We start from the raw sequence: 18827 nt of genomic DNA, 5'->3' as shown, positions 1-18827 counted from the left end.
CGAGAAATCCGCTTTTATTCTCAGCGGGTATTCTCAGCGGGCTTAGCCTTTTTTATATATACCGCTGATATGGTATTTCTTCCCAGTGTCCCAACTTTACAAAACGCTTGATTTTCTCTGTTACCATATAAACGTGGAAAGACCGCTTGAATCATTGTACGGCTTAATGGCACTCTAAGTCAAAGCTGTCATTTTTCGCGCAAAACCGACCTTTTTCTTGAAATCGGCTCTTGCAAAAAAGTATGATGATGTTAGTTGTACAGGCTAAAGCGGGTTATCCTAATTAAGGCCGGTTATCCGGCTGCCGTTACTAACGGAGGGACCACTATGAGACCTAAAATGTTAAAATTGCTTACTGCAGAGCGGCGCCTGTTTCATTGGATCAACGGACGGCTGCACAACCGTCATCTGAATTTCTGGCTCTTTTATCTGACCCATCTGGGCGGAGCGACCGCCAGCGTCGGGATCAGCCTTCTGGTGTGGGCGTTTGCCCCGCCCCAGTTAAAGCTGCCTGCCCTTCAGGCGCTGATCGCCCTGGCCGTCAGCCATCTTCCCGTCGCCGTCGCCAAAAAGCTGTATCCTCGGGCCCGTCCTTACCTGGCGATGCCCGGAACGAATACGTTCCGCAATCCGCTCAAGGACCATTCGTTTCCGTCCGGGCATACGACGGCCATCTTCGCCTCCACTGTGCCTTATATGGCGGCGTTTCCCGCTCTGGCCTTCATTCTGCTTCCGCTGGCCATGACGGTGGGATTCTCACGGATCTATCTTGGGCTCCATTATCCCTCCGATGTGGCGGCAGGCGCTCTGATCGGCGCCGCGGTCGCTGCAGGCACGGTCGCCTTGTGGAGTTGAGGCCGCGTTCCAGACATGCTATGTTTTACAGAACGGAATTCGTTAATCATTCTTACCACGCTTGCCCTGCACCGGCTTTTTTATACCCGGCCTGCAAAAAATATTGTTCACCGGCATCGGCCGGAGATCGTGGACAATCTTCTGAAAAAACGAGGCTAAGCGCCCGAAGCCAAATTGAATGGAGAGATAACAAAAGAGGGTTCTGCCGGCCTAGGCTGAAGGACCCTCTTTTGTTATAGGTATGCTATCTTCCGGCGGCTGCCATTTGCCTTTCAAGCAGCGGCAATCCCGGGTTATAGTCTGTATTTGTCCAAACGCAAGGCTTGATAGCGTTCCAGCGCTTCTGTTCCGACAATCGCCTCGCAGCGGTGGATCTGTATGCCCTGGCCGACGAACTTGGTTTCATATTCGGTCATGACATGCTCCTCGTTAATGCCTCCCGCGTGCAGATCCAGCGAAATGTTCGTCATCTGCAGGCCGTAGTCGGCAAAGGCGTTCAGGGAAAATTCGAACAGACTGCGCGAATCCGTCTTCAAATGAATTTCCCCCAGAGGGTTGAGCAGCCCGCGGTACTTGTCCAAAAAACGGGGATGCGTCAATCTGCGGCGGGCATGCTTCGTTTTCGGCCAGGGATCGCTGAAGTTCAGATAAATGCGCTGCAGTTCTCCCTCAGCGAACACTTCCTCCGCATAGTCGATATTGGCCAGCGCGAGTTTCAGATTCGGCGGCGTTTCCAGCCCCTCCGGTTCCCATTCGTTCCGGGCTTTTTCCGCGGCGCGGCGGATCAGCTCATCGTACATATCCACGCCGATGAAATTGATCTCCGGGTACTTGCGGCTCATCCGGCTGATGAACTGCCCTTTTCCCATTCCGAACTCGACATAAATCGGGCGGTCGTTTCCAAAAACTCCGGCCCATTGTCCTTTGTGGCTGCGAGGGTCGAGCACGACCAGATCGGTCTGCTGCTCCAGACTTTCGCGTATTCCTTTTCTTCCGCGTAAACGCATGTTTACTCCTTTCAATATCCAACAAAATTTAGTCAAGAAGAAACGGCATCGCCGTCTTTCAGAAGACGGCACCGTTTCTCGTAGAAATATCAGGTCAAGGATAAGCGCGAAGCTTATACTTTCTGATATTTCAAGAAAGCCTTGCAATGGGATGAATTGGATTTTCAACATTTCAGTTTAATCACTGTCAACTGCAATATTGTGCCTAACTTACTGCAAAAAGTAAAGATGAAAAAACGAAAAAGAAAAAGGAATTTCCCGAACTCCCGCCAGCGGCGAAAGCAAAGGAAATTCCTTCCCTGTTGTATTTGGAATTGGGGTCCCTAATTTCAACAACTCATAGTCTATCTTGCTTCGGAGTTAAAATCAAATGTCTTCTCGAAAGCGTTGCGGATTTTGCGCTGCGCTTCAGTCTTAATCTTCGGATTCCCCTTAAATTCAACGCCTGTAAGCGCAAGAGCCTCGTCGGGAGTCAACTGGACGTCGATCGGACCTCTGCCTTCAGGATGTACGGCTTGAGAATTCATGTTTGATCACCTCACGGTTAATTGTATGGACCACGGCGACAGGAAATAATGAATTCCTTCATTCATGCTGGCTGGTGACGATGAAGCGTTTTTACAATCAAAATATAACATGTCGTGTAAGTAATTTCAAGTGAATTTTCTCCTTCTGCAGGCCTATTTTTAAAACATAATTTTTGTAAAAAATGCTCAATAAGTCTGAGAAAAAACGGGGATTCGCCTGCGTGCGATAAAGCGATTTCGACCATGCAAATTCGCCGCTCTTTTGGTCAAACAGCCTAGGGGTCTTGTCCGGTTACGTTCGCCCCCGTTTTTTGATACAATGGACTCGGGTAAGATTATTACTTGCAATTAAAGGAGACATCCATGTCTATACTAGAAGTCCCTTCCACAGCCTCGCTGTGGGGAGATAAACGTTTTCATACCTGGAATTACGAAATGCGCGAACAGTTTGGCGATAAAGTGTTCAAAGTCATGCTGGACGCCGGTTTTACCTGCCCCAACCGCGACGGCTCAATTGCCAAGGGAGGCTGCACTTTTTGCAGCGCAAGAGGCTCGGGCGATTTCGCCGGAAGCCGGCGCGACGATCTGGTCACCCAGTTCGGAAATGTCCGCGACCGCCAGCATCTGAAGTGGCCGAACGCCAAGTATATCGGTTATTTTCAGGCATATACCAACACTTACGCGCCGGTTGAGGAACTGCGGGAGTACTACGAGGTTATACTCGAACAGCCGGGGGTTGTCGGATTGTCGATCGCCACCCGTCCCGACTGTCTTCCGGATGATGTTGTCGATTATCTGGCGGAATTGAACGAACGGACTTATCTATGGGTCGAGATGGGGCTGCAGACCATTCACGAGTCCACCTCGCGGCTCATTAACCGGGCACATGATACGGAGTGCTATCACGAGGCTGTGGAGAAGCTGCGCAGCCGCGGCATCCGGGTCTGCACGCACATTATCCACGGCCTTCCGCAGGAAACCCATGAAATGATGCTGGAGACGGTGTCCGCCGTATCGCAGATGGATGTGCAGGGCATCAAAATCCATCTTCTGCACCTGATGCGCAAAACGCCGATGGTTAAGCAGTATGAAGCCGGACTGCTTCGTTTTCTGGAGCAGGATGAATATGTTAAGCTCATCGCCGATTCGCTGGAAATGCTGCCGCCGGAAATGATCGTGCACCGTCTGACCGGAGACGCTCCCCGCGATCTGCTTATCGGTCCGATGTGGAGCCTCAAGAAATGGGAAGTGCTCAATGCAATCGACGACGAACTGGTGCGCAGAGATACCTGGCAGGGTAAGTATTGGAGAAAGCGCTGATGGGCTTCCTATCCGTGCTGAGCTTCGCCCATAAGATGGTAGAAGAGCGCCTTTCTCCCGGCGAGCGCGCCGTGGATGCCACAGTAGGAACCGGCGCGGACACGCTATTCCTGGCAAAGGCGGCAGGGCCAAGAGGCGAGGTCTACGGCTTCGATATCCAGCCCGAGGCGTTGAAGCTTGCCGAAGAGCGTCTGCGCCGCGCCAGAGAGGATACGGGGAACAGCATCGCTCCTTCGACTCTTCTGTTAAAGAGCCATGCCGCGATGGCCGACGAACTGCCCCCTTCGTGGCGCGGCAGCGTCGGGGCCATCATGTTCAACTTCGGCTATCTTCCCTCGGACGACGCGGACAAGAGCGTTATCACTTTGCCCGACAGTTCGGTTGCCGCGCTCGGGGCTTCCCTCGACCTTCTCCGGCCGGGCGGGATTGTAACGGCGGTCCTCTACCCCGGACATCCCGGAGGCGAGCTGGAAGCGGAGGCGGCCATGGCCTGGGCGTCCTCCGTTCCGCAGCAGACGGCCAGCGCCATCGTGTACCGCCAGCTTCAGCGCAGGACAGCCCCTTATGTTATCGCGCTTGAGAAAAAGAAGGGATAGGACTACTAAATCTGAGTTGGAGAGGAAGATGAATCTATGACACTGCCTTATCCTTTAAAATTTCAACCGGAATTCAAAGAACGCGTCTGGGGCGGAAGAGCTCTTGAGAAGTTCGGCCTGGACTTGCCCGAAGGCCATATCGGCGAAGGCTGGATGATTGCCGACCACCCGAACGGAACCTCTTCCGTTGTAAACGGCGAGCTCGCGGGTCAGGGCCTGGACCAAATCCGCGAAGGTTACGGCCGTGAATGGTTCGGCAGCAAAGGTTATTTGGAAACGAACGGAAGATTCCCTCTATTAATCAAGCTGCTGGACTGCAACGACAACCTGTCCGTTCAGGTTCATCCCACTGACGACTACGACCGTCTGCCCAAGGGCGAACTCGGCAAGACTGAAATGTGGTACGTTCTCGACGCCAAGCCGGACGCCAAAATCATCTACGGCCTCAAGGAAGGCGTGAACCGTGAAAGTCTGCGCCAAGCGCTGGAAAACGGCACGGTAATGGATCACCTTCAGGAGGTTCCTGTTTCGGTAGGAGATACGTTTTATATTCCGGCCGGAACGGTACATGCCCTGTGCGCGGGCGTGGTCGTTGCGGAGATCCAGCAGAACTCCGACACTACATACCGGATATATGATTACGACCGTCCCGGCCTTGACGGCAAGCCGCGCGAGCTGCATATCGAGGATTCGCTGAACGTCACCGCTTACGAAGGCGCGGGGGCAACCTCCATGAAGACGGACAGCGCCGTACCCGGAGAATGGCTGCTGCTGGCGGAATCGCCTTATTTTATCGTGGAAAAAGGCATTGTCAGCGGCAACTGGAGACTTGAAACCAATCCGGAGAGCTTTACCGTACTGGTCATTTGCGAAGGAAGCGGGCATCTGATCTGGGAAGGCGGCTCCCAGCCGTATTCCGCAGGCGAATGCTATCTGCTCCCGGCCAACCTTGGCGCCTATACTATTGAAGGGCAGGCAACCCTGCTTCGTTCGTATTTGCCTTAAGCCTGATTTAGCCTCATAGCCGGCGCTCCCGGCTTGGATATTGAAGCTTCTCCCGGTCCGCCTGTCCGCTTGTTTATTAGGAGGAAAAGAGTTGACAGAACATACCTTCACGATGACAGATCCTCTCGGCGTTCCGATACATGTGTACGAATGGCTGCCGGAGGCCGAAGACCCCGTCCGGGGCATCCTTCAGATCTCGCACGGCATGTGCGAGACGGCCGCCAGGTACGCCCGCTTGGCCGGCCGGTTGAACGCTGCGGGCTACGCGGTGTATGCGGGAGACCACAGAGGACACGGCAGGACAGCGGGAAGAATCGATTTGCTCGGCGATGCCGGACGCGACGGCTTCTATTGGATGCGCCGCAACCTTCTCCAGATTGCCGCGATCGCGTCCGGCAGACATCCGGGAGTCCCCGTATTTCTGCTCGGGCACAGCATGGGCTCATTTCTGGCGCAGAAGCTGATGTGCGAGCCTGAGAGCGAAAGATATGCGGGCTATATTTTGAGCGGAAGCAACGGCCCCCGCGGGATGCTCCGGTTCGGAGAGGCGCTGGCCATGGCGCAGCTGGCGCTTTTGGGCGAAAGGCACCGCAGCGTGCTGCTTAACGGCATCGTGTTCGGCGGCTATAACCGTTCCTTTTCCCCCGTCCGCACAGCCTTCGATTGGCTGAGCAGCGATACAGAGGAGGTCGACAGCTTCATATCCGACCCGTTCTGCGGGGCGATCTGCACGACCCGGTTCTTCCGGGATTTCTTCAGACTGCTGCAGGATATCCATACCGAAGCCGTGCTGGGCTCTCTGTGTAAAGACAAACCGGTATATTTGTTCTCCGGCGAGAACGACCCGGTCGGCATGAACGGCAAGGGAATCAACTTGCTGGCCGAGTTGTACCGGAGGCTGGGCGTGAGCGATTTGGAGGTGCGGCTGTACCCGGAGGGCCGGCATGAAATGCTGAATGAGAAAAACCGCGGCCAGGTTACTGACGACCTGCTCGATTGGCTGGTCCGCCATCTGCCCTCCGGACAAAACCTCCTTCGGACGTAGCACAAATATCGCTATGATTAGCAAAGACAGGCCCTTTCCCCATTGGAGACGGACCTGTCTTTTTTGTGCGATTCCTTAAAGTTTGCTGTTATTTCCGTCCCACATACAAGCCGTGATTGCTGATTCCAAGAATGGACGGCTCGGAGCAGGTTCTTAGATGATATTGCACCCAGGAGTCGAACTGTTCTTCGCTAAACCGGTTAACGGTATCCTTCATTAATACACCTATGCCGTCCGTTGCCGCATTGTCCAGCTTATCCACTCCATGATCACCGAGCAGCTGCTCAATTTCTTCAGGTGTATGAAAATAGGCATCCGTCCAAAAACAGTCCTCATCCGCCGAGCTGATTCTGCCCTCACCCAGAATTTTCGCCACCCACCGGTCGGTCAGGAATCGGGAGTCGCCCTTCACCATGTACGGGAGCATAAAAAACTTGTTAATATAAGCGACCGCCAAAATCCCGCCAGGCTTGAGCACCCTCAGGCATTCGCTTATACATTTGCGCTGATCCGCCAGATCCCTGAGATGATACATCGGCCCCAAACAAAAAACGGCGTCAAAGCTGCCTGGTTCAAACCGGGAAAGATCCGTGGCATCCGCTGGTTCAGCGGTCATATTCGTATAGCCGCCGCTCTTGATCTTGCTTTGAATGATCTCAACATGCTTCGGCGTAAGGTCGGTCGAGATGATTGAACTCCCTTTATCCGCATAATAAAAAGAATAAATTCCCGTTCCGGCGCCAAGGTCCAGTATTTTATGCTCTGCCGATATGTATTTATCCAGAATATGTGTAGTCGTGATAAACTCAAGCTTCCTGGAATTGTCCGTCGTCAGTCTTGAAGCTTCATCATAGCCGTCATAGAAACGTATTACCGATTCCATAAAACCGCCTCCCCTGGAAAAAAGCTTTAACAGGCTCGCTCCCTGCGCTGCTTAAATTGCAATAGCCAACCTTTTGCAGATTGGCTTACTTCGTTTTTTTGCGTCTCACTCTGCTGTATTTTCTCCTGCGGATACGGAGAACGCATACTTTACTGGAAGTATGATAGACCAGCTTTCCGGGTCCGGCTTGATTGAATTCCGTGCGGGCGTCTTCGTCTGCAACAGCGCGAATCGGCTCGACCTCGTCGATAAATCTTCGGGTGCCTTCCTGATGATATTCAAGGACAGAAAACAAAACAAACCGGTTGGGAAACAGCTGTCTCATTTCTAGCCATTTCATCCCGCAATTCCCCCTTGCTCCTGCGGCTCAATCCGCTCAGTGTCAAGCGCCGCGCTCAATGTCTCGTTCGAGTTAACACAGTTTACCACCTTTTGGAACAACTTTATAGCTTTAAAATATATCACATCTAGAAACAGGTAAAACAGGATATACTTCCCTTATAACAGGGAGGGATGAACGTGGACGATAATAGAGACGACCTGCGGCAGATTCTGGATTATTACAATGCGGGATCGGAAATCAACCGCCTTCAGTCGGGGATGGGCGTCATTGAATGGGAGCGGAGCAAACAGATCATCTCCCGTTACTTGTCAGACCAGCCTATGGTGATCTACGATATCGGCGGCGGAGCCGGGGCCTATTCGAGATGGCTTGCCGAACTGGGGCATGAGGTTCATCTGTTCGACCTATCCCCCGCTGCCGTGGAGTACGCCATTGCTCTTCAATCGTCGGGCGGCATAGCCCCGGTACACCGGATCGAGACCGCGGACGGGCGGAGAATCGCAAGGAGCGGCGGAAGCGCCGACCTTATTCTCTGATGGGACCGCTGTATCACTTGACTGAGAGAGACGAACGTTTGGATGCTCTAGAAGAAGCGTTCAGACTGCTCAAACCGGGCGGAACGCTGCTCGCCGCTGCCATTTCAAGGTTCGGGTCCACTCTCTGGGGTCTGTCCGTTTACGGACAAAAGAACGATATTCTTGAGGAACAGCCTTTTATGTCGATGATCGAACGCGAACTTGCGGACGGCCAGCATATCCGGCCCGAGGAATATCCAAATTTCATTGCAAGAGCTTTTTTTCATCTGCCGAATGAATTGAAGGAAGAAATCGAAGAATCCGGATTCAACCACCTGAGTACCGCCGCTGTAGAGGGGCCGGTCTGGATCGTGCCCACTTTGGCGGAAAAATGGGGGAATCCGGAAAGCCGGGCGGCGCTGCTGAGGATCAGTTCCATCGTTGAAGAGCAGGAAAGCCTGCTGGGAATGAGTCCGCACCTGCTGGCTGCTGCCAAAAAGCGCAGTTAGACTTCAGGTCTACCACGGAATCACGGCAAGCTCGGGCCACTTGCTCTTCCACTTGTCCGCCTTGGCGTAATACGCGCTTTCCGTAACCAGAGTCTTGTTCGGCCTTACCGTCAGCCGGAACAAGTCTTCCAGGCCGAAAGGCGCGTAAATCCGCCAGCTTCCGTCTGCCTCCTTCCGCGCGCCAAGCGAGGAAGCAGTCGTCGGCCAGCTGTCGATCGCCGCTTCCAGAGAAGGGTAAGGCGCAAGGCCGACGCCGAACCGTCCGGGATACCACAGGTGAACGCGGGCCTGATTCTTGATGTCGACAGGGAAGGGAAGCTCTGCGAAAAGGCGCTTTCCCCGCTCCACCACCTCGTTCTCTGCCTCGTAACCGAGGTCGGCATCATCGAAGTAGACGATATCGATATCCGAGACTCCGTATATCGGCGGCCTGCCCGTAAGCTCGTTCCAGACGGTCTGCACCAGGCAGCCCGCCCCGATATAGTACGGGTGCGGACTGAGGCTTCCCGCCCGTTCGAACAGCGAAAGCAACCATTCATTCCGTTCAAAAATGTTGGTGAGCTGGTCCCGCAATTCCTGCGTTTCGATCAACACTATTCCTCCCCTTCGGAGCTTCGGGCATGGACAACGTTAACCGCACCCGGCAGTGGATATTGCAAAATTTTTTAAGGTCCTTTGGGCCCCATCCGCCGAAGACCGTTGTCCTGAAAACCCGCCGCCAAGTATAGCCGCTCCGCCGGAATATTTTCTTCGTTGACACTTAACACGATTTCATCCGTTCCAGGATAACGGGCACAGATATATGAAGGGAGCAGTTCCAATGCCGCCTTGGCGTAGCCTTTCCTTTGGCTAGCATAATCAATGAGGAATGCGCGAAACAGCATCGCCCGGGAACCGCCGCTGTAGACATTGTCAATTCCTTCCCAGCCATGGAGCACAAAGAATCCCACGGCTGTGTCTCCGTCAACAACAACCGTAGGGTGCCGGTTAACGTCCTGCAAGGCCGGTTCCAGCGTATCGGCAGGCATTCCCGTGAACTCTTCCTGCTCCTTCGGAAGAAAGAACGCAAGCAGGCTCTCCTTGAATTCATCCTCATATTCGGTCAGTCTAACCGTACCGCTCATCGGTATGAAGCCTCCTTATGTTCCCTTAACTGAAGAAGTTCGAATGCTCTAAAGCTGACGCCCTCTGCCTATTGGAGAACCCGCTGAACCGGCAGGTCATAAACTCTCGGCTTCTGACTCTCATCCTGCTGGTACAGCACAAGCAAGAGAGTGCTTTCGCCGTCTGTTGCCTGCGTTCCGGCAGCTGTTGTGTTGACGTCCGGCGCTTCAGCATCCGGTTTCTTGAACTCCGGCGCGTCCGCTTCTCCGGCGCCGCTTGCCCCCGCCCTCAGACCGCTGATGGACGCCAGCGCCTTGGTCAGAGGAAAAGGCAAAATCTCCAGCGCCGCGTATTTTTGCAAATCCCGTTCACTGATTCCAGTTGCCGGTATTCCCGCTGCCGGTGCTTCCGCTGCCGGCTTCCCTCCAGTTTCGCCTTCCCCAGCCGCCAAGGATTCGCCAAGAAGCTGAGGCCGCTCCGCGATCTCCCGGAGATAGCGTCCCCATTCATTTTTGCCGAGAACCGGCTCCCACCACACTTTGCGCGGCTTGTATTTGTGGCCGAGGAAATAATCGAGCTTCATGAGGCCCGTAATAATTTCCATCTCTGGCGTACCGCGTTCAAGCAGAAATTCGTTCAGCCGGGTGAACAGATCCTCCAATTGGTGCCCGATCTTTTGCCAGCCCCGGACTTCCCAGTAATCGCCGAACTCCTGGAAGAAGTCGAACGGGGATTCAAAAATATGGCGCATCAAATACTTAACCGTGTGATCCAGCCGGTGGCTGTTCCAATATTTTTCCAGCACATCCTCCAGCCGCTTCAGCCGCACGATGTCCGAGAACGGCATCACATGGCTGCTCAGAATTTCATACGGCGCATGCTCCATATAGACATAGTCGTACTTGGCCGCTTGAGCGCGCAGCCCGGTGCCGCGCAGCATTTTGAGAAAGCCGAGCTGAAGCTCTTCCGGCTCCATGGCGAAGACATCGTTGAACGTTTTGCGGAAAGTCGCGTAATCCTCCATCGGCAGGCCCGCAATCAGATCAAGATGCTGGTCAATGTTGCCGCTCTCCTTGATTTTCATAACCGTACGGGACAGCTTGGCAAAATTCTGGCGGCGCTTCACCAACTCGTTCGTCTCGTCATTGGTGGACTGCACGCCGATCTCGAAGCGAAAAATGCCGGGAGGCGCATTCATCGCCAGGAAATCCAGCACCTCGGGGCGCATGATGTCGGCGGTAATCTCGAACTGGAAGACGCAGCCGCCATGATTGTCAATGAGGAACCGGAACATTTCCAGCGCGTACTCGCGGTTGATGTTGAAGGTGCGGTCCAGAAACTTGATCGTTTTGGCTCCATTCTCAATCAAATACAGCAAATCCGCTTTAACCCGCTCAATATCATAATACCGGACGCCCACCTCAATGCTGGACAGACAGAACTGGCAGTTGAACGGACAGCCCCGGCTAGTTTCGAAATAGGTAATTCTTTTGCTTAAATCCGGCAGATCCTCGGCAAAACGGTGCGGCGTGGGCAGCGTGTTCAGATCGGTCTTGGGACGCGGAGGGTTCACGATTACTTCTTCTCCCTTGCGGTAAGCCGCCCCGTACACAAAATGGAACTTGCGCTCGTCCCGCAGCTCCTTCAGCAGATGATGGAACGTCTCTTCCCCGTCGCCGCAGACGATGAAATCAATGCCCGGCTCGCGGTTCATCCAGTACAGCGGCTCATAGGACACTTCCGGTCCCCCGAGAACGATGGCGACGCCTGGCATGATTTTCTTCAGGATGCCGATCAGCTTGACCGTCTCCTCGATGTTCCAGATGTAGCACGAGAAGCCGATTACGTCCGGAGCCTTCTGAAACAGGTCGGATACGATGTTCATCACCGGGTCTTTGATCGTGTATTCCGCCAGCTGAATGTCGAATTCATGTTGACTGTAAGCCTTAAGCAGACGGATGGCCAACGAGGTGTGGATATACTTGGCGTTCAATGTGGCCAGGACGATCTTCATGCTGCGTATGCTCCTTTACGATTCATTGGAATACAATTCACTTTGAAAAAAATCCAGAAATTCCTTCCCATACTTGCGGTATTTCACTTCCCCGACACCCTTTACCTTCATCATTTCTTCTTCTGTTTGCGGGCATACCACGCTCATCTCCCGCAGCGTCGCGTCGTTAAAAATAATATATGACGGCACATGCTCCCGGCCCGCCAGCTCGCGGCGGATCAAGCGCAGCTGTTCGAACACGGTTTCGTTGACGGCCGAAGGCGAAAGGTCGCGGCTCCGGCTGCGGTCCCTCCCGCCGGCGGACGGCCTCACCGGCCGGGCGACGCGCTGCCGCACCTCCCGCTGCCCGCGCAGCACCTCGGCTGCCGGCTGCTGCAGCCGCACGACCGGGTACTGGCCTTCGGACAAGGCCAGATAGCCTTCGGAAATCAGCACATTGACGATTTCCGTAATTTCCTTCTCGGTGCGGCCGGACATGGCGCCATGGGTTGGCAGCTTGTCGAAGCCGTACTGCAGCACCTTCTGGCTGCGCGAGCCCTTCAGCACGGACGACACCAGCGCCACGCCGAAGCGCTCGCGCATCCGGTGGATGCAGGAGAAGATCTTCTGCGCGTCGACGGTCATGTCGACGAGCTCGCGCTCGTCGGTGCAGGAGCTGCAAATGCCGCAAGGCTTGTCCCCGTGGACCTCGCCGAAATAGTCGAGCATGGCGCTCCGCAGACACCGGGTCGTATAGCAGTAATCGATCATCTGCTGAAGCTTGCGGTATTCGTTCTGCTTGCGCTCCGAGTCCTGCGGATTCTGCTCGATCAGGAACTTCTGGGTCATGATATCCTGCGCGCTGAACAGCAGGATGCACTGGCTCGGCTCGCCGTCACGGCCCGCACGGCCCGCTTCCTGCACGTAAGCCTCCATATTCTTCGGCATATTGTAATGGATGACATACCGCACATTCGACTTGTCGATCCCCATGCCGAAGGCATTGGTCGCGACCATCACGCGGATATCGTCGTACAGGAACGCCTCCTGGCTCTCCGCCCGCTCGTCGTCGCTCATGCCCGCATGGTAGCGGCCCGCCGCGAATCCGGCACTGCGCAGACGCTGGTACAGGTCGTCGACCTCCTTGCGGGTAGCCGCGTACACGATCCCCGGCTGATGGGCATGCGAAGCGGCATACTCCAACACGAATTCCTTCTTGTTCTCGCCCCTCAGCACCGACATCGCTAAATTGTCCCGGCCAAGGCCCGTTACAAAGACGCCCGGACCGCGCAGACGCAGCAGCCGGAGCATATCCTCCATGACTTCCGGCGTCGCCGTCGCCGTAAAGGCCGCCAGAATCGGCCGCTGTGGAAGCTCCTCCACAAACGGCGACACGGCCAGATAGCTGGTACGGAAATCATGGCCCCACTGCGAGACGCAGTGCGCCTCGTCCACCGCGACGCAGGATATGGACAATTCCGCCATCTCCAGGCGGAACCAGTCCAGCTCCAGCCGCTCGGGCGCGACGTAGAGCAGCTTCAGCTCTCCCCGGCGGGCGGCGCGGATGCGCTCGTTCACCTCTTTGCCGGTTAAGGTGCTGTTAATATATGCGGCGGGAATGCCCGCCGTCGTCAGCGCATCCACCTGATCCTTCATCAGGGAGATCAGCGGCGATACGACGAGCGTCAGGCCCGGAAGCAGCAGAGCCGGTACCTGATAGCAGATCGATTTGCCGCCGCCGGTCGGCATAATGCCAAGCGTGTCGCGGCCCTCCAAGAGACTCGCGACGATTTTTTTCTGGCCCTCCCGGAAATCGGGATAGCCGTAATATTTTTGCAGCATTTCCTGCGCATTTTCAATTGTAAGTTCCTGCGGATTCATATGGATCAAAACTCCTTAACAACTGTCTTCCTTTAGTTTACCGGACTTTGCGGCGAAGGGGCAACCATACGGAACAAATGATTCTTCCACGACAAAAAGGGAAGCGCACGCAGCGTCTCCCCTTCCAATTATTCGCGACCCTTTACGTTACACGCTGCAAGAACCGTCCGCGCAGCCGTCACCGCCGGATGCGTCAGCAGACCCGCCGATCATCCGGAGCGCAGGCTCTTCCTTCTCCTCACTCCAGACCTGATCCAGCACCTCCGAGAATACCGGTCCCGGCTGGGCTCCGGAAATAGCGTACTTGCCGTTAAACACGAAGAACGGAACACCGGTAATGCCGAGGCGCCGCGAGGCCGCGATATCCGTGTTGACTTCATCGGTGTAAGTGTCCGAATTCAGCACCGTTACGGCTTCTTCCTTGTCCAAGCCCGCTTCCGCCGCGAGCGACGCCAGTGCTTCTCTGTCGCCCAAATTCAGCCCTTCCGTAAAATAACCATGCATCAGACGTTCCGTCAGCTCGGCTTCAAGCCCCTTCGATTTGGCGTATTGCGCCAGACGGTGGCTATCGAAGGTATTGGCGCGAATCATGGTGTCGAACCGGAAGTCGAGACCCACGCCCAGCGCCTGATCGGCAACCTGAGCGTTCATCGTTTTGGCCTGCTCCACGGTTATGCCGTATTTTGCGGCCAGCAGTTCGTGTATGCTCTTGCTGCTGGGAGAAGCCTCCGGATCTAGCTGGAAGCTGCGAAATTCGACTTCTACTTTATCGTGCTCCGAAAACTGGCTCAGCGCATGTTCAAGACGTCTTTTACCTATATAACAAAAAGGGCAGACATAATCGGACCAAACCTCTATTTTCATGGATAGACCTCCGTTAACTGCTAATTTTTTATTACTCACGTACAATTATATAGTAAAATTACGAAATTTCCATCTTTATTGGGGTCGCGCCAAGGCAATCGCTCAACGGATTTATGGTGGATAGATTTTGATTTCTATCAAGCAGCTTGCAAACCTGCTAAAGTGCAGGTTTTTTCGATCGAAAGCGTTGGTTTCCAGGAAAATCCTTCTATTGTGCAGGAATTAAAGGCTGTGCTGGCTGCATTTAAGGTTGGACTGGCGAGAAACTGTATTTTGGCAGGCATGTTATAGAGTGGAGGTTTCAAGGCGAAAAAAGATGTACATTTTCAGGTTTTCTGTATGTAGACAAGAGAGATGACCTGAAAATCCATAGCAGCTAAAAAAGTTTCCAAGTTCAGTTCGTTGCATTATTTTTTCCGGTCCATATCCGCTACGTGCGGACTGAAACCTTTGATTCTATGATCAGCTTGACAAAATCTATCATTTCGCCATTACAGCCTGATTGCCAGCAACAATCGCTTACGAATTTTTGACAGAAATTTAAACAACAGCACGAATTGTCATGAAAAGTAATTCCCTGCTCCGTCCTATCTGAGTTATGATAGAAACGATGTGGTCAAGAATCTACTTTATGGATGGTGGAACATGTTCAAGAACAAAAAAACGGCGCTGCTCCTCGCCGCACTCGTCATTATTATCGCCGCTGCCGTTGGAGCGTGGCTATTCCTCGGCAACAAGGGAGACGGCGAACCGAATTCCGCGCAGGGCGGATCGCAGGTATCGGGGGACGGAGAAACGAAATCGCTCTCACAGCAGTTTTTCATTTACGATACGGTAGTCGATATCAAGATTTTCGGTGACACGGTATCCCAGAAGAATATGGACGATATTCAGCAGATGCTGGAACGAATGGATATGGAATTCAGCCGCACCAAGGAAGGCGGCGAAATCTACGACGTTAACCTGGCTGCCGGCAAACAAGCGGTTGCCGTGTCGGATGAGACGCTGGACGCGGTAAAACAATCCGTCAAATACGCTCAGGAGATGGATGGCTTGTTCGATCCTACCATCGGTCCGCTGGTGGACCTGTGGAATATCGGCAGCGGCGGAGACCATGTTCCCCCTCAAGCCGAGATCGATAAAGCCAAGAGCCTGACGAACTACAAGGATATCATCATCGACGAGAAAGCCAAGACGGTCAAGCTCGCCAAAGAAGGAATGGTGCTTGATCTCGGCGGTATAGGCAAGGGCTACGCGGCTGACCGGATCGCCGATTATCTGAAGGCGCAGGGGCTGGACAGCGCGATGATCAATCTCGGCGGAAGCAGCATTATAGGGCTCGGAACCAAGCCCGGCGGCTCGCAGTGGAACATCGGACTGCAGGACCCCGACAAGAGCCGGGGCACCCAGCTTGGAACGATCAAGATCAGCGATGAAGTCATCGACGCGTCCGGAGTATACGAACGGTTCTTCATGCAGGACGGCGTAAGATATCATCATATTCTCGATCCGCGGACGGGCTATCCCGGCCAGCTTGGCCTTAAGAGCCTGACTATCATGAGCCCGAACGCGACCGACGCGGACGCCCTTTCCACCGGCGTATTCCTGATGGGGGCCCAGGACGGCTTGAAGTACCTGCAGTCTCTTCCGGAAAAAGTCGAAGGTTTCTTTATTACCGAAGACAACAAAATTTACGCAACGCCCGGAATCCGGGAGCGGCTGGTACTGACCGACCCGACGTACAGCTTCGGGAATTGACGGAAGCGGCAGACGCCTGCCGGCACAGGGAGTGCCGCAACGTTCGCGACTTGCATAGAAAGGGAGACTGGAATCTTATTCCGGTCTCCCTTTTCTGCATCCAGCGTCACCTCGGCTCGTCGTCCCTTGGGGCCTTGTATCGGTGGCAGCTCGCCGCCAATCGGCACCTCCATCCGCAACACTTGCGCGGCCCGGTCACCTGCCGACCTTCGGGCAGATTTCAATATCTGTCCACAACGGCGCCCAGGACAGCCCCCCGGACAAAAGATTGACCGTCCAGGATCTGCAGTTCTTTCGCGGTCCCGGTGACAACGACGCCCAGGATGCGGACATCATCGGTGTCCGGCTCGGCTTTGTCTTTTTTCAAATAGTTGTAAATTCGAAGATATTCGCTGTAGTAGGTTCCTTTCTGCTGAATTCCCGCCTCTACATTCCCGATAAAATCCGCCGGGTCTGGCTGGTCGGAGTAGGGTCTGACTCCAAAACCGTGCACTCCGAATGTGGGCAAAAGGGGCTGCGGATATACGATCACGCCTTTCTCATCCTTGTGAGGCTCAAGACCGAAGTCCTTCCAGTCATCATACGTATCGGCCCAATACCACACCGGATGCACGCCCGCAGGCAGCATGGCCTTCACCTCGGCAAAGGAAAACGCCTTGTCAAAAGACAGCGCCATTTCCACCAGCTTGCCGGATTCCATCTGAAGAAGCGCGGGAATCTCGTTCAGCACCTTGCCGTTGTAATTGACACCCGGCACATAGAACAACAGCTCCCTCTGGCCGTTATCGGGATTGTATCTGCGGTTATATTCATACCCCTGCGCTTTCAGCGCCGGATCATTCCCCTCCAAACTGGCGGTTCCGCCATGTACCCCGGTAGTAAACGGAAACCCCGGCACATAGTAATTGATCCATTTTTCGCGCCATGGGACGGGCACTCCCTCCACCATCTTGTAAGTATCCAGTTCCAGTACCCCGGAAAGAAACCCTCGCCGGTCCTTGTGCCCGGGTTCCAGGTACTCATTCGGGCTGCTGATTGACATATAGCCGTATTCATCGAACATTCTTTCTGACGACTCATGATCGATCAGATGGGCAGCGCCGATAAAAATAGCGGCCAACGTAATGAGACTTACAGCGAGGGATATCAAAACATTGCGAATTAACGTTTTTCGTTTGGCTCTTTGAATAGTTTTCGTAAGACTTTGATCCTCCTGATCTTCCCAGGGAGCGGTCATTTATGCCTCACCTCCGTAATGGTTTTGAAATTGCCGTCTTGCGCGGTACAAGGAAGCTTTCACCTTCCCCTCGCTGATGCCCAAGAGGTCCGCCATCTCTTTATAGGACAGCTCCATCTCGTATTTCATCAGTATCAGCTGTCTGTGCGCAGGATTCAGCTTCCCGAGAATGCGCTCGATCAGGTCTTTTTGCTCCCGCCTCAGCAGAGTCTCTTCCGGCTGTCCGCTCTCCGAAGCGGCATAATCTCCGGGTTCCTCGTCATAGTGAAACCGTCTCTGCCTTCGGCACAAATCATAATAGCGGTTGATCGCAACCTTATACAGCCAAGCGCTGAACTTGCGTTCGTCGATCGCTTCAAGGTACAGCAGCGCCTTATAAACCGTGTCTTGTACAATATCCTCCGCATCGGCGGCGCCAGCGCCCAATCGGATTAAATAACGGCGGATCTCCGCCATTTTAGGTTGAAGCAGCTGCTCCAGGTGCCCGGGCCCCATCCTGCACCTCCTTTCGGTGATATAACGATGCAGCGGCCGGAATGTTGTTGCTGTCTACAATTTTTTTGACAAGTATGTATCGCACTAGCGCCCATCACAATAAAAAAGAAACGGCTTGCGCCGTCCCTTTTGAAAATCATTATTCGTTCAGCCCGCCCTTAAACGATCGGCAGACCGGCAAACTCCTCATAATTCCGGAAGATATAATGGGGCTTATGATCGGTGGCCGGTTTCTTTCCTCTCGGATTGTACCAGCACATTTCCCAGCCCGCATCCAGCGCACCAACCACATCGTTATGCCAGGTATCGCCGACATAGACGCTGTTTCCCGCTTCCGTCTCCGTCTTCCGGTTGACATAAGCGAAAATTTCCGGGTCCGGCTTGGCGATGCCGACAGCATCCGAAATAAAGATCCGATCCGCAGGGATAAGCTTGTCCACGCCGAGCCCGCGGATTTTGCTCATCTGATGATCTTCCGGACCATTGGTAATAATGCCGACCACATGCCCTTCCGCCATGAGCCGTGTCAGCTGCGGGAGAACGCCTTCAATCATCTCGATGTTGTACTGGCGGCTGATATAGCCTTGCTGCACAAGCGTCGCCTGCTCCCGGCTGAGGTGTATCCCGAATTCGCTGAAAGCGATCTCCATCCGCCGCACCCGCGTCTCGTCCAGGGAGAACTCCCCTTGCAAATATCTCGGCCATAACTGGTCGCTGTGATACCTTACCCGGTCGAATAAATGAAGTACATCCAGCACGCTCTCGTCCGGCTTAATCACTTCCCTCACCGCATTTCGGAACGGGACAAGATGATCATAAAGTGTATCGTCCAAATCAAAAAAAATCGCCCTTTTACCGCTGCTCTCCATTTCAACGCCCCTTAGCTTACG

Annotated in this window: 20 protein-coding genes; 8 read left to right on the top strand and 12 right to left on the bottom strand. The window is 54.1% G+C overall.

Features of this window, described 5'->3' with window-relative positions; genetic code table 11:
* Positions 1-327 precede the first annotated feature (327 nt).
* A complete protein-coding gene (locus PUR_RS07015; protein WP_179034618.1) occupies positions 328-855 on the top strand; it encodes a phosphatase PAP2 family protein in 528 nt (175 codons plus the stop codon).
* A 293-nt stretch (positions 856-1148) separates the two neighbouring features.
* On the opposite strand, the gene trmB is transcribed toward PUR_RS07015, so the two are convergent.
* Together trmB and PUR_RS07005 are read right to left on the bottom strand one after the other, a co-directional pair.
* Entirely contained in the window at positions 1149-1862 is a 714-nt protein-coding gene (gene trmB / locus PUR_RS07010; RefSeq protein ID WP_179034617.1) for a tRNA (guanosine(46)-N7)-methyltransferase TrmB, read from the bottom strand.
* A 344-nt stretch (positions 1863-2206) separates the two neighbouring features.
* Positions 2207-2389: a hypothetical protein gene (locus PUR_RS07005; protein WP_124695513.1), complete on the bottom strand. Its 183-nt coding sequence runs from the start codon at positions 2387-2389 to the stop codon at positions 2207-2209.
* Between the two features lie 363 nt (positions 2390-2752).
* Between PUR_RS07005 and PUR_RS06995 the strand changes: the two genes are divergently transcribed.
* The 4 genes from PUR_RS06995 to PUR_RS06980 all read left to right on the top strand — a co-directional run bounded on the left by PUR_RS06995 (position 2753) and on the right by PUR_RS06980 (position 6355).
* Positions 2753-3709 carry a tRNA modification radical SAM protein MnmL/YtqA gene (locus PUR_RS06995; protein WP_124695512.1) on the top strand — a complete coding sequence of 319 codons (957 nt, stop codon included), beginning with the start codon at positions 2753-2755 and terminating at the stop codon, positions 3707-3709.
* Positions 3709-4305 (top strand): tRNA 5-(aminomethyl)-2-thiouridylate-methyltransferase MnmM, encoded by a 597-nt coding sequence (locus PUR_RS06990; RefSeq protein ID WP_179037792.1) that lies wholly within the window; start codon positions 3709-3711, stop codon positions 4303-4305. The genes PUR_RS06995 and PUR_RS06990 overlap by 1 nt, the downstream gene beginning before the upstream one ends.
* A gap of 36 nt (positions 4306-4341) precedes the next feature.
* On the top strand, positions 4342-5310 hold the full coding sequence (locus tag PUR_RS06985) for a type I phosphomannose isomerase catalytic subunit (protein ID WP_179034615.1): 969 nt from the start codon (positions 4342-4344) through the stop codon (positions 5308-5310).
* A gap of 91 nt (positions 5311-5401) precedes the next feature.
* Positions 5402-6355 (top strand): alpha/beta fold hydrolase, encoded by a 954-nt coding sequence (locus tag PUR_RS06980; protein ID WP_179034614.1) that lies wholly within the window; start codon positions 5402-5404, stop codon positions 6353-6355.
* 88 nt (positions 6356-6443) lie between these two features.
* On the opposite strand, the gene PUR_RS06975 is transcribed toward PUR_RS06980, so the two are convergent.
* Positions 6444-7238, bottom strand: a complete 795-nt coding sequence (locus PUR_RS06975) for a class I SAM-dependent methyltransferase (protein ID WP_179034613.1) — start codon at positions 7236-7238, stop codon at positions 6444-6446.
* A gap of 85 nt (positions 7239-7323) precedes the next feature.
* Positions 7324-7578 (bottom strand): hypothetical protein, encoded by a 255-nt coding sequence (locus PUR_RS06970; protein WP_179034612.1) that lies wholly within the window; start codon positions 7576-7578, stop codon positions 7324-7326.
* Between the two features lie 179 nt (positions 7579-7757).
* On the opposite strand from PUR_RS06970, the gene PUR_RS25970 reads away from it, so the two are divergent.
* Both PUR_RS25970 and PUR_RS25965 read left to right on the top strand, forming a co-directional pair.
* Positions 7758-8117, top strand: a complete 360-nt coding sequence (locus PUR_RS25970) for a class I SAM-dependent methyltransferase (RefSeq protein WP_232101747.1) — start codon at positions 7758-7760, stop codon at positions 8115-8117.
* A 38-nt stretch (positions 8118-8155) separates the two neighbouring features.
* Complete coding sequence (locus PUR_RS25965) at positions 8156-8605, top strand: hypothetical protein (RefSeq protein WP_232101746.1); 450 nt, start codon at positions 8156-8158, stop codon at positions 8603-8605.
* A gap of 9 nt (positions 8606-8614) precedes the next feature.
* Here PUR_RS25965 and PUR_RS06960 read toward each other — a convergent pair whose 3' ends face one another.
* From PUR_RS06960 to PUR_RS06940, 5 genes are all read right to left on the bottom strand, one after another.
* Positions 8615-9196: a nucleotidyltransferase family protein gene (locus PUR_RS06960; protein WP_232101745.1), complete on the bottom strand. Its 582-nt coding sequence runs from the start codon at positions 9194-9196 to the stop codon at positions 8615-8617.
* A 74-nt stretch (positions 9197-9270) separates the two neighbouring features.
* The gene (locus tag PUR_RS06955; RefSeq protein WP_179034610.1) at positions 9271-9729 is read right to left on the bottom strand and encodes a GNAT family N-acetyltransferase; all 459 of its coding nucleotides are present in this window, start codon (positions 9727-9729) and stop codon (positions 9271-9273) included.
* A 68-nt stretch (positions 9730-9797) separates the two neighbouring features.
* Positions 9798-11723 carry a B12-binding domain-containing radical SAM protein gene (locus PUR_RS06950; protein ID WP_179034609.1) on the bottom strand — a complete coding sequence of 642 codons (1926 nt, stop codon included), beginning with the start codon at positions 11721-11723 and terminating at the stop codon, positions 9798-9800.
* A 15-nt stretch (positions 11724-11738) separates the two neighbouring features.
* Positions 11739-13583: a DNA helicase RecQ gene (gene recQ / locus PUR_RS06945; RefSeq protein WP_179034608.1), complete on the bottom strand. Its 1845-nt coding sequence runs from the start codon at positions 13581-13583 to the stop codon at positions 11739-11741.
* Positions 13584-13730: 147 nt separating this feature from the next.
* On the bottom strand, positions 13731-14447 hold the full coding sequence (locus tag PUR_RS06940; protein ID WP_179034607.1) for a DsbA family oxidoreductase: 717 nt from the start codon (positions 14445-14447) through the stop codon (positions 13731-13733).
* A 645-nt stretch (positions 14448-15092) separates the two neighbouring features.
* On the opposite strand from PUR_RS06940, the gene PUR_RS06930 reads away from it, so the two are divergent.
* Positions 15093-16205 (top strand): FAD:protein FMN transferase, encoded by a 1113-nt coding sequence (locus tag PUR_RS06930; RefSeq protein WP_179034605.1) that lies wholly within the window; start codon positions 15093-15095, stop codon positions 16203-16205.
* Between the two features lie 220 nt (positions 16206-16425).
* On the opposite strand, the gene PUR_RS06925 is transcribed toward PUR_RS06930, so the two are convergent.
* The 3 genes from PUR_RS06925 to PUR_RS06915 all read right to left on the bottom strand — a co-directional run bounded on the left by PUR_RS06925 (position 16426) and on the right by PUR_RS06915 (position 18806).
* On the bottom strand, positions 16426-17442 hold the full coding sequence (locus PUR_RS06925) for an anti-sigma factor (protein ID WP_179034604.1): 1017 nt from the start codon (positions 17440-17442) through the stop codon (positions 16426-16428).
* Entirely contained in the window at positions 17443-17937 is a 495-nt protein-coding gene (locus tag PUR_RS06920; protein ID WP_179034603.1) for an RNA polymerase sigma factor, read from the bottom strand.
* A gap of 158 nt (positions 17938-18095) precedes the next feature.
* A complete protein-coding gene (locus tag PUR_RS06915; RefSeq protein WP_179034602.1) occupies positions 18096-18806 on the bottom strand; it encodes an HAD family hydrolase in 711 nt (236 codons plus the stop codon).
* Positions 18807-18827: the final 21 nt, after the last annotated feature.

This window comes from Paenibacillus sp. URB8-2, from assembly GCF_013393385.1.
Classification (GTDB): domain Bacteria; phylum Bacillota; class Bacilli; order Paenibacillales; family Paenibacillaceae; genus Paenibacillus_AQ.
The sequence above is the reverse complement of the archived record's forward strand: the minus strand, read 5'-3'. Positions and strand labels throughout refer to the sequence as shown.